At 51.4% G+C, this 15,276-nt stretch carries 13 protein-coding genes; 8 read left to right on the top strand and 5 right to left on the bottom strand.

Annotation, left to right across the window (positions count from 1 at the left end; genetic code table 11):
* Together dhaL and dhaK are read right to left on the bottom strand one after the other, a co-directional pair.
* Positions 1–636 (bottom strand): dihydroxyacetone kinase subunit DhaL, encoded by a 636-nt coding sequence (dhaL, locus tag BZG76_RS08905; protein ID WP_025673984.1) that lies wholly within the window; start codon positions 634–636, stop codon positions 1–3.
* 13 nt (positions 637–649) lie between these two features.
* Positions 650–1,708: a dihydroxyacetone kinase subunit DhaK gene (gene dhaK / locus BZG76_RS08900; protein WP_077461039.1), complete on the bottom strand. Its 1,059-nt coding sequence runs from the start codon at positions 1,706–1,708 to the stop codon at positions 650–652.
* A gap of 346 nt (positions 1,709–2,054) precedes the next feature.
* Between dhaK and BZG76_RS08895 the strand changes: the two genes are divergently transcribed.
* The gene (locus BZG76_RS08895) at positions 2,055–3,137 is read left to right on the top strand and encodes a glycerol dehydrogenase (protein WP_077461037.1); all 1,083 of its coding nucleotides are present in this window, start codon (positions 2,055–2,057) and stop codon (positions 3,135–3,137) included.
* A 168-nt stretch (positions 3,138–3,305) separates the two neighbouring features.
* On the opposite strand, the gene BZG76_RS08890 is transcribed toward BZG76_RS08895, so the two are convergent.
* Positions 3,306–3,926 carry an L-threonylcarbamoyladenylate synthase gene (locus tag BZG76_RS08890; protein WP_077461035.1) on the bottom strand — a complete coding sequence of 207 codons (621 nt, stop codon included), beginning with the start codon at positions 3,924–3,926 and terminating at the stop codon, positions 3,306–3,308.
* 90 nt (positions 3,927–4,016) lie between these two features.
* Positions 4,017–4,919 (bottom strand): RNase RNM, encoded by a 903-nt coding sequence (gene rnm / locus BZG76_RS08885; protein ID WP_021024310.1) that lies wholly within the window; start codon positions 4,917–4,919, stop codon positions 4,017–4,019.
* A 584-nt stretch (positions 4,920–5,503) separates the two neighbouring features.
* On the opposite strand from rnm, the gene aroF reads away from it, so the two are divergent.
* The 7 genes from aroF (at position 5,504) to trpA (ending at position 13,335) form a co-directional block, all read left to right on the top strand.
* The gene (gene aroF / locus BZG76_RS08880; RefSeq protein WP_077461176.1) at positions 5,504–6,517 is read left to right on the top strand and encodes a 3-deoxy-7-phosphoheptulonate synthase; all 1,014 of its coding nucleotides are present in this window, start codon (positions 5,504–5,506) and stop codon (positions 6,515–6,517) included.
* Positions 6,514–8,118, top strand: coding sequence for an anthranilate synthase component 1 (locus BZG76_RS08875; RefSeq protein ID WP_077461033.1), 1,605 nt, complete (start codon positions 6,514–6,516; stop codon positions 8,116–8,118). Before aroF ends, BZG76_RS08875 begins: the two co-directional genes overlap by 4 nt.
* Positions 8,115–8,738: an aminodeoxychorismate/anthranilate synthase component II gene (locus tag BZG76_RS08870; RefSeq protein WP_021024307.1), complete on the top strand. Its 624-nt coding sequence runs from the start codon at positions 8,115–8,117 to the stop codon at positions 8,736–8,738. The genes BZG76_RS08875 and BZG76_RS08870 overlap by 4 nt, the downstream gene beginning before the upstream one ends.
* 102 nt (positions 8,739–8,840) lie before the next feature.
* The gene (gene trpD, locus BZG76_RS08865) at positions 8,841–9,860 is read left to right on the top strand and encodes an anthranilate phosphoribosyltransferase (protein ID WP_443216260.1); all 1,020 of its coding nucleotides are present in this window, start codon (positions 8,841–8,843) and stop codon (positions 9,858–9,860) included.
* Complete coding sequence (trpCF, locus tag BZG76_RS08860; protein WP_077461031.1) at positions 9,857–11,245, top strand: bifunctional indole-3-glycerol-phosphate synthase TrpC/phosphoribosylanthranilate isomerase TrpF; 1,389 nt, start codon at positions 9,857–9,859, stop codon at positions 11,243–11,245. Before trpD ends, trpCF begins: the two co-directional genes overlap by 4 nt.
* A 75-nt stretch (positions 11,246–11,320) precedes the next feature.
* Positions 11,321–12,511 carry a tryptophan synthase subunit beta gene (gene trpB / locus BZG76_RS08855; RefSeq protein ID WP_077461030.1) on the top strand — a complete coding sequence of 397 codons (1,191 nt, stop codon included), beginning with the start codon at positions 11,321–11,323 and terminating at the stop codon, positions 12,509–12,511.
* On the top strand, positions 12,511–13,335 hold the full coding sequence (gene trpA, locus BZG76_RS08850; RefSeq protein WP_077461028.1) for a tryptophan synthase subunit alpha: 825 nt from the start codon (positions 12,511–12,513) through the stop codon (positions 13,333–13,335). The genes trpB and trpA overlap by 1 nt, the downstream gene beginning before the upstream one ends.
* A 74-nt stretch (positions 13,336–13,409) precedes the next feature.
* On the opposite strand, the gene cls is transcribed toward trpA, so the two are convergent.
* Positions 13,410–14,870, bottom strand: coding sequence for a cardiolipin synthase (cls, locus tag BZG76_RS08845; RefSeq protein ID WP_077461026.1), 1,461 nt, complete (start codon positions 14,868–14,870; stop codon positions 13,410–13,412).
* Positions 14,871–15,276 lie beyond the last annotated feature (406 nt).

The following is a 15,276-nucleotide window of genomic DNA, read 5'->3' as shown; positions in this document are numbered from 1 at the left end:
TTAATTACCTGCTATTGCTTGCTTTAGTGCTTTAATCATTAATAGAGAGGACGTTGCACCGGGATCTTGATGGCCGATACTGCGCTCACCTAAATAGCTCGCTCGTCCTTTTTTCGCTTGCATTTCAATGGTGGCTAATACATTCGCTTCTGCGAGCTCAACCATCTCATTATGTAAGTGATCAGCACTTGTGCCCTTATCTAACGATGCCTTTATACTCGTCAAAACCGGTAGCCAAACATCACACATGGTTTTGTCGCCTAATTCAGCTTTACCACGAGAAACCACACCATCGACCCCACTTTTTAGCGCGTCGATCAGCTCTTCAAAGGTTAATTGTTCTCGAGTCCCGACAGCCGCCGCTGTGCGAATAAATAACGTGCCATATAAAGGGCCGCTTGCGCCTCCGACACTAGACAATAATGTCATTCCCGTATTTTTTAGAATGCTACCAATGTTTTGCTCGACAATTTGTGGCAGTTTTTCCGCGACTTTCTTAAAACCACGATTCATGTTGAGACCATGGTCGGCATCGCCGATATCACGATCAAGATCCGTGAGAAAATCTTGGTTGTCTTGATAGGTCGTCGCACACAACTCTAACCAGTGAATAATATGTGTTTTTTCAATTTGCATGTTATTTCCCCTGTTACCAGTTGATTGCGGCAGTATCAACGGGTGCATCAAAAAGTTCTAACATCTCTTTATCCGCTTTGAGTAAGGTGATTGACACCCCTTCCATATCAAGCGACGTACAGAAGTTACCTACCCTATTTCGTACGATGCGGAATCCCGCTTGCTCGCAGTTATGCGCTAGACGGCGATACACGCCGTAAAGCTCAGAAATTGGCGTGCCTCCCATACCATTGACCATCACGATGTAGTCATGATCGGCAGAAAAAGGCTCAATACTAGACACGACCTCATCCCATTCGCCTTCTTCACGATTCCAAATCCGTAACGTGCGCTGATAAGGTGTGTTTTCAGCGAGTTCAGCAAACATGTCATCCACCAAAGTATCGACGTCTGTGTATTGCATGCGTTTAATACCTGGCTCACCATGGATACCAACACCAAACTCCACTTCATTATCTTCTAAGATAAACGACGGCTTACCTGCGGCTGGCACGACACAAGCATTAAGCGCGACACCAAAGGATCGGCACTGGTTATTGACGCGTCGAGCAAGCGCTTCACACTGTGCCAACGTATAACCTTTACTTGCCGCAGCGCCGACTAATTTCTCCACTAACACAGTACCTGCCACGCCACGACGGCCAGCGGTGTAAAGGCTATCTTTTACGGCCACATCATCATCTACCAAGACTGATCCAACACTGATACCATCGGTATGAAGTAGCTCCACGGCCGTTTCAAAATTCAACACATCGCCCGTGTAGTTTTTAATGATAAAAAGCACGCCCTCACCGGTGTTTACTTGGTTACCACACTCATACATTTGATCCGGTGTGGGCGATGTAAAGACTTCTCCCGGGCACGCTCCGGTCAACATACCTTTACCAATAAAACCCGCATGCAATGGCTCATGACCACAACCGCCACCAGACACTAACGCGACTTGTCCTGGTGTTTCCTCATGCCACATATAACGAGGTTCGTAATTGGCCTTTAACTCAGGACGGGACAACGCAAGGCCTTCCATTTGTTGCAAGACAACATCATCGACTTGATTGATTAGTTTTTTCATCGTTCTATCTCATTCCATTTATTTTCACGTAGGGTATGAACTCATCTTAAGCAGAGAAAACAGGGGCTCAACAAAAATTATTTTGTTCCATAGTGGAACAATTTATCTTTTTATTTCGTTTCAATATGGAACATGAATAACGCAAACAGTCTGAATAGTGATCAATGCCATAAAGCAGGGTTTGTCGTTTTTTCTTTCGCGACGGATTTGACACTGCGGTCATAAAAGCTCAATTCAAATCCGCGATATCCTTTCTCGTTTGAGCTGTCAGTCCTAATATAGCGCCTTCCCTACAATGGTTTTTCATTGCAGAAAACACACAGAATAAAGAATAAAGGTCTGAATTATGGACAAAATAATTATTAGCCCCAGTAAATACGTCCAAGGTGAGCAAGTACTGAGCTCGATTGCACACTATGTAAAAAGTCTTGGTGAGAAACCATTAGCCATCGCTGATGCGTTCGTGACCGACTTGGTGGGTGCAGAGGTAAAACAGAGTTTTGCTGATGAAGAGATATCACTCGCAACCAATATTTTTAATGGCGAGTGTTCGCGTGCTGAGATTGAGCGCATCACCGATATTTGTGCGACACAGCAACATGATGTCATCGTCGGTATTGGCGGCGGGAAAACATTAGATACGGCAAAATCCGTTGCTTTCTATACCAAAATTCCCGTTGTTGTTGTGCCGACCATCGCGTCTACAGATGCGCCAACGTCGGCTCTCGCCGTTATCTATACCCCAGAAGGTGAATTTTCTGAATACTTGATGATTCCTAAAAATCCGGACATGGTGATCATGGATACGTCGATCATCGCTAAAGCACCGGTTCGCTTACTGGTTTCCGGGATGGGTGACGCGCTATCAACTTACTTTGAAGCTCGTGCAAATATGACGTCAGGTAAAGCAACCATGGCCGGTGGGCTTGCGACCCGGTCCGCGCAAGCGCTAGCAAAACTGTGTTATGAAACATTACTTGAAGATGGCTTAAAAGCGAAAATCGCAGTAGAAAATGGTGTGAGTACCAAGGCGGTAGAAAACATTATTGAAGCCAACACCTACCTAAGCGGTATCGGTTTTGAGAGCAGTGGCCTAGCTGGCGCACATGCCATCCATAACGGTCTCACCAAGCTTGAGGAGTGCCACCACCTTTACCATGGCGAGAAGGTGGCATTTGGTACACTTGTTCAACTCGTACTCGAAAACGCGGCAATGGAAGAGATAAATACCGTCCTCGCTTTCTGCCGTTCCGTTGGCCTACCGACCAATCTTTTTGATATGGGCGTAAAAACGTTGAATCATACGACGTTGCGTGCGGTGGCAGAAGCATCAACTGCTGAAGGAGAGACTATCCATAACATGCCATTTCCTGTAACGGCAGATAATGTTTATTCCGCAATTTTAACGGCGCATCAACTGGGTCAATAGTGCATCGCCTACCGCATAAATTGAGACATATCGGATCATAAAAAAACGCCCAGCAAGGTGGCTGGGCGGGAATGGAAGGTCAACCACTGGCTGACGCAACATCAGAACAAGAACATTGCACTGATAATTACGCAGTGCAATGTTTGTTGGTTCACTGGCAATAAAGGATTAATCAAACGGCGTCGAATCACCACGACCCTGGCGTCGAATTTCAGGCGTACCGTCGCTAAAATCGACCACCGTCGTTGGATGCTCACCCAACACCCCACCGTGCATGATCAAATCCACACTGTGTTCTAAATGATCGCGTATCGCTTCGGGATCGGATTCGGTGAAATCATTACCGGGCAGAATCAGCGAGGTCGACATTAATGGCTCACCCAAGGCTTCGAGCAAATCTAGGGCGATTTGATTATCGGGAACACGAATGCCAATGGTCTTACGTTTTGGATTCATCAAACGTTTTGGCACTTCTTTGGTCGCTTTAAAAATAAAGGTATACGACCCTGGGGTATTGTTCCGGATTAGCCGAAACGCAACATTATCCACCCGTGCATACAGTGAAAGCTCAGAAAGATCGCGACATAGCAACGTAAAATTATGATCTTTATCGAGATCACGAATACGGCAAATACGCTCTAGCGCTTGTTTATTCTCAAGCTGACAGCCAAGCGCATAGCCCGAATCAGTCGGATAAATAATCACCCCACCGTTTCGCACAATTTCCACCGCTTGCTTGATCAGCCGCGCTTGCGGATTCTCTGGGTGGACATAAAAAAACTGACTCATGGTTCCTCCTGCTGTAGCTTGACCACGTTTTGGATGCGCACCGCAACCCAGCGATAGTGGCCGACGCGCCGGATAATCCTTATTATCCTTCTATTGTAACGCGTCTGACTGGTTGCTATCTAGTTGATTTATTGATTGCTGTTTCTGCTCGGCAGCCTCTAACCATGCCCAATTCCACCAAAGCGGCTGGCAGTCTTTAGGCAGCCATAGATTTCGGCCTAGCTCTGTCCATGGCGAAGGGTAATGAAAATCTGAGCCCAATGAGGCCAATAAGCCATAGTCCCGCGCGTAGTCAGCGAGCAAACGACGTTCTTGTTGCGACTGCTGAGGGAGTGCAACTTCGATGGCATCGCCTTTCGCCTCAGAAAACGCCGTTAGCAGTCGCTTCAGCCACTTAGCCTTGAGTTTGTATCGGCCCGGGTGAGCGAGTACTGCCTGTCCACCGGCTTGGTGAATCACCTCAACGGCCTCTGCAATCGAACACCAATTCGGCGGCGCATACCCCGTATTGCCTCGGGTTAAAAAGCGCTTAAAACAAGCCTGCATGGTTTTCGCGTGGCCCTGCTCTACCAGCCAGCGGGCAAAATGCGCACGAGTTAGCGGTGCATCACCGGCCAGCTCACGTGCACCCGCTAACGCGCCTATATAATGCGAGCGCTCTAGCCGCGCAGCAATCAACTCCGCCCGTTGTTGGCGTCGCTCAGCTTGCTCGGCAATCAGCGCGATTAATGCCGGATGGTGCGGATCGATATTTAAGCCCACAATATGAATATCAAAGTTTTGCCACAGAGTAGAAATCTCAATACCGCTGACCAAGGTAAGAGGCAGCGCTTGGCGGTCAATTTCTGCTTGCGCATCCACCAGCCCGGCAGTGGTGTCGTGATCGGTAATCGCCAACACCCCCACACGGCGCTCAACCGCACGCTGCACTAAATCTTGGGGCGATAAACGGCCATCTGAGGCCGTCGTGTGACTATGTAAATCAATGATCATGGTGTATCGGGTTTCCTTAATATGTCCACGCACTCTGGTGATGCTAACGCAAGCAAGTTAATGCACGTACGCGAACACTATTGATTCATTTGTTATTTTTTATGGTGCGCTTTTTCCGCACTTTTTCTGCATTCTTTTGGTTTTCCCCGTTGACACAGAGACAAAATATCAGTTTACTAGTACACAAGTTAACGCACACCGTTTCTCGGTCTCGGGGAGCAAGATGGCGCTAAGGGTAACAGTCACAACGGAGTCTCGCAGCATGTATTTCAATACCTCGCCTCGTACAAAGGGCATTTACACGGCACCCACTGCAGTACTGGCCGTCAGCGCGCTAGCGACATCTATGACCTCTGTTGCGCTTATTGGGTGGCACGGCTCCTTACGGGCGGTGTGACGGGCTGTATCAACAGCTACCTTATTCACAACGCCCGCCACTGACGCGGGCGTTTTTGTCTCTGAGCTTTGCCATTAAGCGTTATCGTGCCACTAAGCATTTGGCCACTAAGCATTTAGCCACTAAGCATTTGGCCACTAAGCATTCAGCCACGGTAACCCACAACCATAGTTTAAAAGGATATTTGATGATTATTGTACTTAAACCCCAAGCCACTGAGCAGGACGCCAAAGGGCTACTCAACCAAATCGAGCAGTGCGGATTAAAACCGCTTTACATGCCAGGGGTTGAGCGCATCGTACTCGGCGCGTTGGGCGATGAACGCGTTTTGCAACAATGCCACTTTGAGGCCAACCCGCTGGTTGAAGAAGTAAAACCGATTTTAACCAAGTACAAACGCGTCAGCCGTGATGTGCAGCCGCACGATAGCGTAGTAAATATCGGCAATGTGCCTGTCGGTGGACAAGACTTTGTGGTCATGGCTGGCCCCTGCTCGGTGGAGTCGGAACCTCAATTGCTTTCCGTGGCAGAGCGAGTTAAAACCCACGGCGCTCGCGTGTTACGTGGCGGTGCCTTTAAGCCGCGCACCAGCCCTTATGATTTTCAAGGCATGGGAATAGAAGGGCTTAAGCTGCTAAAAAAAGCCAGTGAGCTCACCGGCATGCCAACCGTGTCAGAAGTGATGGAAATCAGCCAAGTCGATGCCGTGTGTGAATACATTGATTGCTTGCAAATTGGCGCACGTAATATGCAAAACTATGGCTTACTCAAAGCAGTGGGAGAAACTGGCAAACCGGTCTTGTTAAAACGCGGCCTTTCCGCCACTATCGAAGAATGTTTGCTGGCAGCGGAATATATTGTCGATGCGGGCAACCCTAATGTGATTTTGTGTGAGCGCGGCATTCGCACTTACGAAACCGCCACAAGAAACACCTTGGATTTAAACGCGGTGGCCTTTATGAAACAACGCAGCCACCTGCCAGTACTGGTCGACCCAAGCCATGGAACGGGTGTGCGAGAGCTCGTCACGCCGCTATCACGCGCGGCTGCAGCCGTCGGCGCAGATGGCATTATTGTGGAAAGCCATCTGAATCCAAGCGAGGCGTTGTCAGACGGTCACCAAGCATTGACCGGCGATATGTTCGCGCAGCTAATGCAAGAATTAACCCCCTTTGTTCAAGCGGCAGGGAGAAAGCTGTGAACACCCATCACCTCCAATACGGCGAGCTCGATACGCTCCAACTGTCGGTGCCTTATGTGGCCGATCCGACCGAGCTGTATGCCGCCGTGTGCCAAGATAAACCCTTTAGCATGTTGCTGGAGTCAGCTGAAATTGACTCAAAGCGCAACGTGAAAAGCCTGATGCTCGTTGACGCCGCGGTACGGATTGAATGCCGGGCGCAAACCGTAACCTTGCAAGCGCTGACCCATAATGGCGCCCATTTGCTCGACAGCATCAGGCAAAGTGCGGCGCTGCAAGCGTTACCTTGTGAGGCAGAAAGCACTGAGCGTAACAATCAGCCGGCACTGACACTGACATTCCGCCATCCTAACGACAATGGTACCCTGCTGGATGAAGACGCCCGTCTGCGCCAAGCGTCGGTGTTTGATGCGCTGCGCGTCGTTAAACAAAGCGTCGCGTTGGAGAACCAGCCTGACGACGCGCTGTTTATCGGCGGCTTATTTGCCTATGACTTAGTCGCCAGTACCGAAACACTGTCCAGCGTAGACGGCACCGAGAGCTGTCCGGATTATCTCTTTTATGTCGCCGAGAGCTTACTGGTGATTGATCACCAACACCGACAAGCACGCTTACAAGGCACCTTGTTTGGTGGCGATAATGCAAGTGCCCACTACGTGGATTTATCGCGCCGCTTGCAACGCATCAAAGAAGCCTGCTTATCGCCTGCGCCACTTCCCGACGCGCCCGTGATGACTGAACACTCGGTCGCGGTTTCAGTCTCCGATTCAAACTTTTGTCAGCAAGTTGAAGCGCTAAAAAAACACGTGATCGCCGGAGATGTGTTTCAAGTGGTGCCCTCGCGCCGTTTTACACTCGCGTGCCCGTCGCCGCTCAATGCCTATCGCGCGCTGAAACACGGCAATCCTAGCCCGTATATGTTTTATCTGCGCGATAGCGAATTCAGCTTATTTGGTGCCTCACCAGAAAGCGCACTCAAATATACCCAAACGACCAATCAAGTCGAAATTTACCCTATTGCCGGTACTCGTCGACGCGGAAAAACGGCCCAAGGCAGCATTGATCACGACTTAGATAGCCGAATTGAACTTGAGCTGCGTAATGATGAAAAAGAAAATGCTGAGCACATGATGCTGGTCGATTTGGCCCGTAACGATGTTGCACGCATTAGCACGCCCGGCAGCCGTCACGTGGCCGATTTGCTCAAAGTGGACCGCTACAGCCACGTCATGCACTTAGTCTCTCGGGTGGTGGGTCAACTTAAACCCGATCTTGACGCGCTGCATGCCTACCAAGCCTGTATGAACATGGGCACGCTCACCGGTGCACCGAAACTTAGAGCGATGCAACTGATCCGTGATACCGAGCATTGCCGCCGCGGTAGCTATGGCGGTGCGGTGGGATATTTTACCGGTTCAGGCGACATGGACACCTGCATCGTGATCCGCTCCGCCTACGTTGAAAACGGCCTTGCTACCGTGCAAGCCGGCGCAGGCGTGGTGTTTGATTCTGACCCACAAGCGGAAGCGGACGAAACCCGCGGCAAGGCGCAAGCCGTGATCCATGCGATTCAAGCTGCTCACCAAGGAGGCCAACCATGAGCACCCCGAAAATGGACATTGTCTTGCTCGATAACATGGACTCCTTTACCTATAACTTAGTGGATCAATTTCGCGCATTGGGTTACCCGGTCACGGTGTTCCGGCACCATTTAGATGCTGATGCCATTGTCAGCCACATTCGTGCCCTGCCCCAGCCGCTACTGGTGCTCTCGCCCGGCCCGGGTGCACCCGCCGATGCCGGCTGCATGCCCGCATTGATTGAGGCCTTACGCGGCCACGTGCCGATGTTGGGGATTTGTTTGGGCCAGCAAGCCATCGTTGAAGCCTACGGCGGCACAGTGGCAGGCGCCGGCACCATTATGCACGGCAAAGCCTCAGCCATGCACCACCAGCAACATGCGGTATTTGGTCCACTTGCCTCACCATTAACCGTCGCCCGTTACCACTCACTGGTTGCCACTGATGTCCCTGCCAACTTGGATGTCATCGCCACAACCTTTGATGGCAAAGATCAGAAAGTGATGGCCGTGGTTAACAACACCGACTATGTAGTCGGTTATCAATTCCACCCCGAATCGATTTTAACCGCGCAAGGGGCCGCGCTACTCACCCACACCATTGATTGGGCGAGTGAATTTTACCAAGGCAATCGTGATTAATAGCTAAACAAACCAATAAATAAAGAAACGAATAGAGATACAACACGTACAGCACCAATAAGTACGGACGTCAGGACAGACACATCGAGGTTAAATGCAGTGATGGATCAAGCAACCGTGGATCACCTACTAGAAGCGCTCTACCAACAGCAGTCGCTCAGCCAAACGCAAAGTGAACAACTATTTAGCGCCATTATTCAAGGCGAGCTCGAGCCTGCTCAATTAGCCGCCGCGTTAACCGCATTGAAGATTAAAGGGGAAACCCCCGAAGAAATCGCCGGCGCCGCGAAGGCACTCACCGATAACGCCGAGCCTTTTCCACGTCCCAGCTATCCGTTTGCCGATATCGTCGGCACGGGTGGCGATGGGGCGAACACCATTAATATTTCTACCACCGCCGCATTTGTGGCCGCTGCCTGTGGCGTGAAAGTCGCCAAGCACGGCAATCGCGGGGTCTCGAGCAAATCCGGCTCGTCGGATCTACTCGCCGCGTTTGGGATTGATTTGGCCATGCCTGCCGAGCAAGCGCGTGCGGCACTGGATACACTTGGCGTGTGCTTTTTATTCGCCCCGCAATACCATACCGGTGTGCGCCATGCGATGCCCGTGCGCCAAGCCATGAAAACACGCACCATCTTTAACCTGCTTGGACCGTTAATTAATCCAGCCAAGCCCAGTATTGAGCTAATGGGCGTGTACGACCAAGCACTGGTGGCGCCAATTGCGCAAACCATGCAAAACCTCAACATGACGCGCGCGGCCGTGGTTCACGGTGACGGCCTGGATGAAGTGGCGATCCATGGCCCTACGACGGTGGCAGAAATCACGCCAACGCAGATTGAGCATTATACCCTGACCCCCAGCGACTTTGGTGTATCCCAATACCCGCTGGACAGCATTGCCGGGGGCACGCCCGAGCAAAACCGCGAGATGATCCGCGCGATTTTGCAAGGTAAAGGCACAGATGCCCAGCAAGCGGCGGTAGCGGTCAATGTCGCCCTATTGCTACGCTTATTCGGACAAGAAGATTTGAAAGCAAATACCCAACAGGCTTTGGACGTGATGGCGTCGGGCGAGCCTTACACCATCATGCAAGCGTTAGCACAAAGGAGCGCAGTATGACCACGTCAGCCCTCAACGACACCATTTTAGGCCGCATTGTCGATGACAAAAAACGCTGGATCGCCGCCCGCAAAAAAGCCCAGCCGTTAGAAAGCTTTGTCGACCAACTGACGCCGAGCGATCGTGATTTTCGTGCTGCGTTAGCCGCACCGGGCTCGCAGTTTATCTTGGAGTGCAAAAAAGCCTCGCCCTCGAAAGGGGTGATTCGAGACGATTTTGATCCAGCAGCCATTGCGCAAGCATACAAGCCATTCGCCACGGCGATTTCGGTACTCACCGATGAAGACTACTTTCAGGGCAGTTTTGATTTTCTCCCCATCGTGCGTGACCAAGTTGATGCGCCGGTGCTGTGTAAAGACTTTATTATCGACCCGTATCAGATTTACCTCGCGCGTCATTATCAAGCCGATGCGATCTTGTTGATGCTGTCAGTGCTCGACGACGCCGAATACCGTGAGCTAGCCGATTTAGCCGAGTCTTTAAAGCTGGGGGTGCTCACCGAAGTGAGTACCGAAGACGAGCTGGCGCGGGCCAATGCCTTAGGGGCGGTGGTGATTGGCATTAACAACCGTAATTTGCGCGATTTAAGTATTGATCGCGATCGCACCAAACGCTTAGCGCCGCAAGTGGGGGAAAAAGCGATCGTGATTTCAGAAAGTGGCATTCATAGCCACCGCCATGTGCGCGACCTCGCCGATTACGCCGACGGCTTTTTGATTGGCAGTGCCTTAATGGCAGAGCCCGATCTCACGCTTGCGCTACGTAAAGTGATCTTGGGCGATAACAAAGTGTGCGGGTTAACCTCAGCCGATGATGCCCTCGCCGCCTATGACGCGGGCGCGGTTTATGGCGGGCTCATTTTTGTTGAACACTCGCCGCGCGCGGTAACCCCAGCCGTGGCCGAACGTGTACAGCAAGGCGCGCCGCTTCGCTATGTGGGCGTGTTCCAAAACCACGCAATAGAGACAGTCGCAGCGCATGCCCATCAGCTCAACCTACACGCGGTGCAATTACATGGCGATGAAGATGCTGCGTACTTACAAGCCCTGCGCGAAAGGCTTCCGACCCACTGTGAAATGTGGAAAGCGCACGGTGTGTCTGATGTCGCCCCAGCGTTAGACGGCGTCGACGCAGACCGCCACCTCATCGACAGCCGAGTCGGTCAGCAATCTGGCGGCACCGGCAGAACCTTTGATTGGCACCTGATCCCAAAAGCGGCCAAAGACAAAGTGATGATCGCGGGTGGCTTGACGCCCGACAATGCCGCAAAGGCCGCTGCACAAGGCTGCTTAGGGCTCGATTTTAACTCCGGCGTCGAACATGCGCCCGGTGTGAAAGACGCCCACAAGCTTAACGCGGCGTTTCGTGCCCTACGCCGTTATTAATTGTCCAGAGATGAGTGATTACGCCGGGGTGAACGACGCACCTCGGCACCAAATTAAAGACGTAAAAGGATTATTATGAGCAAGCTTAACCCCTACTTTGGTGAATTTGGCGGCCAGTACGTGCCACAAATTTTGGTGCCTGCGCTCGATCAACTCGAGCAAGCGTTTATTGATGCGCAAGAAGATCCCACCTTTAAAGACGACTATATTCGTCTATTGCAAGAATACGCGGGACGCCCCACCGCACTGACGTTATGCCGTAATCTTACCAAGGGCACCAAGACTAAACTCTATCTCAAACGTGAAGATTTACTCCACGGTGGCGCGCACAAAACCAACCAAGTGCTTGGCCAAGCGATGCTCGCTCAGCGCATGGGAAAATCAGAAATTATTGCCGAAACCGGCGCCGGCCAACACGGCGTAGCGACCGCACTCGCATGTGCGCTGTTGGGGCTAAAATGCCGCATTTATATGGGTGCCAAGGATGTTGAACGTCAAAGCCCCAATGTGTTTCGCATGAAGCTGATGGGCGCAACGGTGATCCCCGTGCACGCGGGCTCTTCGACCCTCAAAGATGCCTGTAACGAGGCGATGCGCGACTGGTCTGCCAACTATGATACCGCGCACTACTTGCTCGGCACCGCGGCCGGCCCTCATCCTTTCCCGACCATTGTGCGCGAGTTTCAACGCATTATTGGTGAAGAAACCCGCGAACAAATCCTGCGCGCAGAAGGCCGCTTGCCCGATGCGGTGATCGCCTGTGTCGGCGGCGGCTCAAACGCCATTGGCATGTTTGCTGATTTTATTGAAGACAAAGACGTGCGCTTAATTGGCGTGGAACCGGCCGGTAAAGGACTCGATACCGATCAGCACGGCGCACCCCTAAAACACGGCAAGCCCGGGATTTTCTTTGGGATGAAATCGCCATTAATGCAAGATGAATATGGCCAAGTAGAAGAGTCGTATTCCGTGTCTGCGGGGTTAGATTTCCCGTCCGTGGGACCTCAACATGCCCACCTCAACGCCATTGGTCGTGCTGAATACCCGGCGGCCACGGATGACGAGGCGCTGGAAGCCTTTCAATCACTGGCGCGTAATGAGGGGATCATTCCCGCATTAGAAACCGCCCACGCCCTGGCACACGCGCAAAAAATGATCGCCGCCGACCCCAATAAAGAGCAGATATTGGTGGTTAATTTATCGGGCCGAGGCGACAAAGATATTTTTTCGGTTTATGAGATTTTAGAAGGCAAAGGAGAGCTGTAATGGTGGCATCATCAACGCGATACTCATCAATGTTTGCAAACTTGGATGCCAAACAGCAAGGCGCCTTTGTTCCCTTTGTGACCTTGGGGGATCCGAATCCTGAGCAATCGCTCGCCGTGGTCGATGCCTTGATTGAAGGTGGCGCGGATGCCCTAGAGCTCGGCATGCCATTTTCCGATCCGCTCGCTGATGGGCCGACCATTCAAGACGCCACCATCCGAGCGCGGGCAGCCGGCACTACACCCGATACCTGTTTTGACATGTTAGCGACCATTCGTGCCAAGCACCCCACGATTCCCATTGGGTTATTAATGTACGCTAACTTAGTCTATGCTCGGGGTATCGAAACATTTTACACCCGCTGCGCTGAGGTTGGCGTCGACTCGGTGCTTATCGCCGATGCCCCGATTTCTGAATCTGCCCCCTTTCGTGATCACGCCCTAGCGCACGGTATCGATCCGATTTTTATTGCCCCACCCAATGCGGACGATAAAACCCTCGCCAAAGTGGCCGAGCTGGGTCGTGGCTATACCTATTTGGTATCGCGCGCCGGGGTAACAGGTGCGGAAGCCAAAGCCGGCACACCGGTCGAGCACTTGCTAGGCACCCTACTTCATCATCAAGCACCGCGCCCGCTACTTGGGTTTGGTATTTCAAGCCCTGAGCAAGTCAAGGCAGCCATTGTGGCCGGAGCCGCCGGTGCAATATCAGGCTCAGCGGTGGTGAAAATTATTGAAACCCATCAGCACGACGTGCCGACTATGCTCAACGCCCTTACTGAGTTTGTCCGAGCCATGAAAGCGGCAACAGCACACGCCTCGTAGCTTTCAGTCGCTTGTCGTCATCAGTACCGATAGCAAAAAGCCCACCAGGCAAGTCGTGCCATGGTGGGCTTTTTTTACAACAGCGGACTAAACATATAAAAAAACTGCTCGATAGGTTTGAGGTAAACCGGCCTTTGTTGCCAGCTCTCAGGGTTCACGCGCGAAGACTGAGCCAGATAATCCTGATGTAATTGGTTAATAGCAGCACAAAATTCAGGGTCATCGACAGTCAAAGTCAATTCAAAGTTTAACCATAGGCTGCGCATATCAAGATTTACCGTTCCCACTAAGCAGTACTGCTCATCGACAAGCACTGACTTGGTATGCAATAAGCCACCGCTGAAGCGATAGATGTTTATCCCCGCTGACATCAAGTCCTCAAAAAATGAGCGACTCGCCCACTCCACCATCAGCGAATCATTTTTTTCCGGCACAATGATCGTCACTTTCACACCGCGTTGCGCCGCGGTTTGCAGGCTGACCATCAGGCCTTCACTGGGGACTAAATAAGGCGTGGTAATCGTAATACTGGTTTCCGCTTGGTGAATGGCCAAGGTGAGCACTTGTTGGATCATTCCCTCAGGCAATCCAGGCCCTGACGGAATCGCTTGTACGGCATGATTGGCATGTTGATGATCTTCTATCATCAAGCATTCGGGCGCACTGGGCAGGTCACGAATGCCGGTTTCAACTTCCCAGTCCCAGGCAAATACGCTGCTAAGCACCGATACCGTCGGCCCCGACACGCGAACCATCACATCGACCCACTGACCAACACCCGCATTTTGCTTGAAAAATCGTGGATCGACCATATTCATCGAGCCGGTATAAGCCAGTTGGTTATCGATAATAACCACTTTACGATGCTGGCGAATATCGAGGCGACGAAAGAACATCCTGAACGGGTTCACCGCCAGTGCTTCTATCAGCTCAACCCCGGCCTCGCGCATCGCATGAGGCCATTTACTACGGAAAAAAGCTTTGCTCCCAGCAGAATCCAACATGATCCGCACTGGAATGCCCTGTTTTGCTTTATCGCACGCCGCCTGCGCCACCTCATCAGCGTGCCCGCCCGGGTGCCAGATATAAAACACCATATCCACACTTTTTTGCGCCTGACGAATGTCGAGTGCCACAGATTTAAGGATCTCTGCCGGTTCCGTTTTCAACGCCAATTGATTGCCCGTGAGCTCAGGGACACCAATTCGAGCATGACAGAGCCGGTTCACATGGTGGGATTGCTCATTAATATGATGGGGACGGTGCGCGGGACACGCTTGTAAACTTAACAGCCACTGACGATAAGGCTCAAACATCGCTTTCGCCCGCACGGCTCGGGTTTTCCCCAAGTTCAATTCTCCAAAAAGCAGGTACGCAATCACCCCCACAATCGGCAGAATATAGATAATCATCAGCCAAGCAATCGACACGCCCAGTGCGCGTCGCTTGAATACCACGCGTATCGTTACACCCGCAATTGTTAGCCAGTACAGTAACAACAACAGTACGGTAAGGATTTCGTAGACTTTTTCCATGCCCAAGTGCACACCTTGATAGTCATTAATAAAGGGTTAACCCGCTAGCTCTTCCATTCTGCCTAGGTTTTGAGCGGGTGCAAGCAACGCCTTGTCTTTAGGTTACGACACAATCAGACTCGACAGTGAGTTAACGCACATCATTGGCGCTTATCTTAGCGCAGTCATTCATATTATTGTGACAACTCATCGCAATGTTACTAGATTGTTAAATCAGTGATTGCAGCAGAGAAAGTCACTGTGATACTCACTATAGGTAGCGAATCGCGCTTATCACTGTCGAAGAAGTCATCACGAGCAGGAAGAATATGGGGAAATTATGCTTATTTTAGGCATTACATACGGCAAGATCTTCAAATTCTACGCATAAACTGTTTTACTTACGAGTCTTTGAGCTGGGAATCAC

The sequence above is a fragment of the Salinivibrio sp. AR647 genome, assembly GCF_001995415.1.
Lineage (GTDB): Bacteria > Pseudomonadota > Gammaproteobacteria > Enterobacterales > Vibrionaceae > Salinivibrio > Salinivibrio costicola.
The sequence above is the reverse complement of the archived record's forward strand: the minus strand, read 5'-3'. Positions and strand labels throughout refer to the sequence as shown.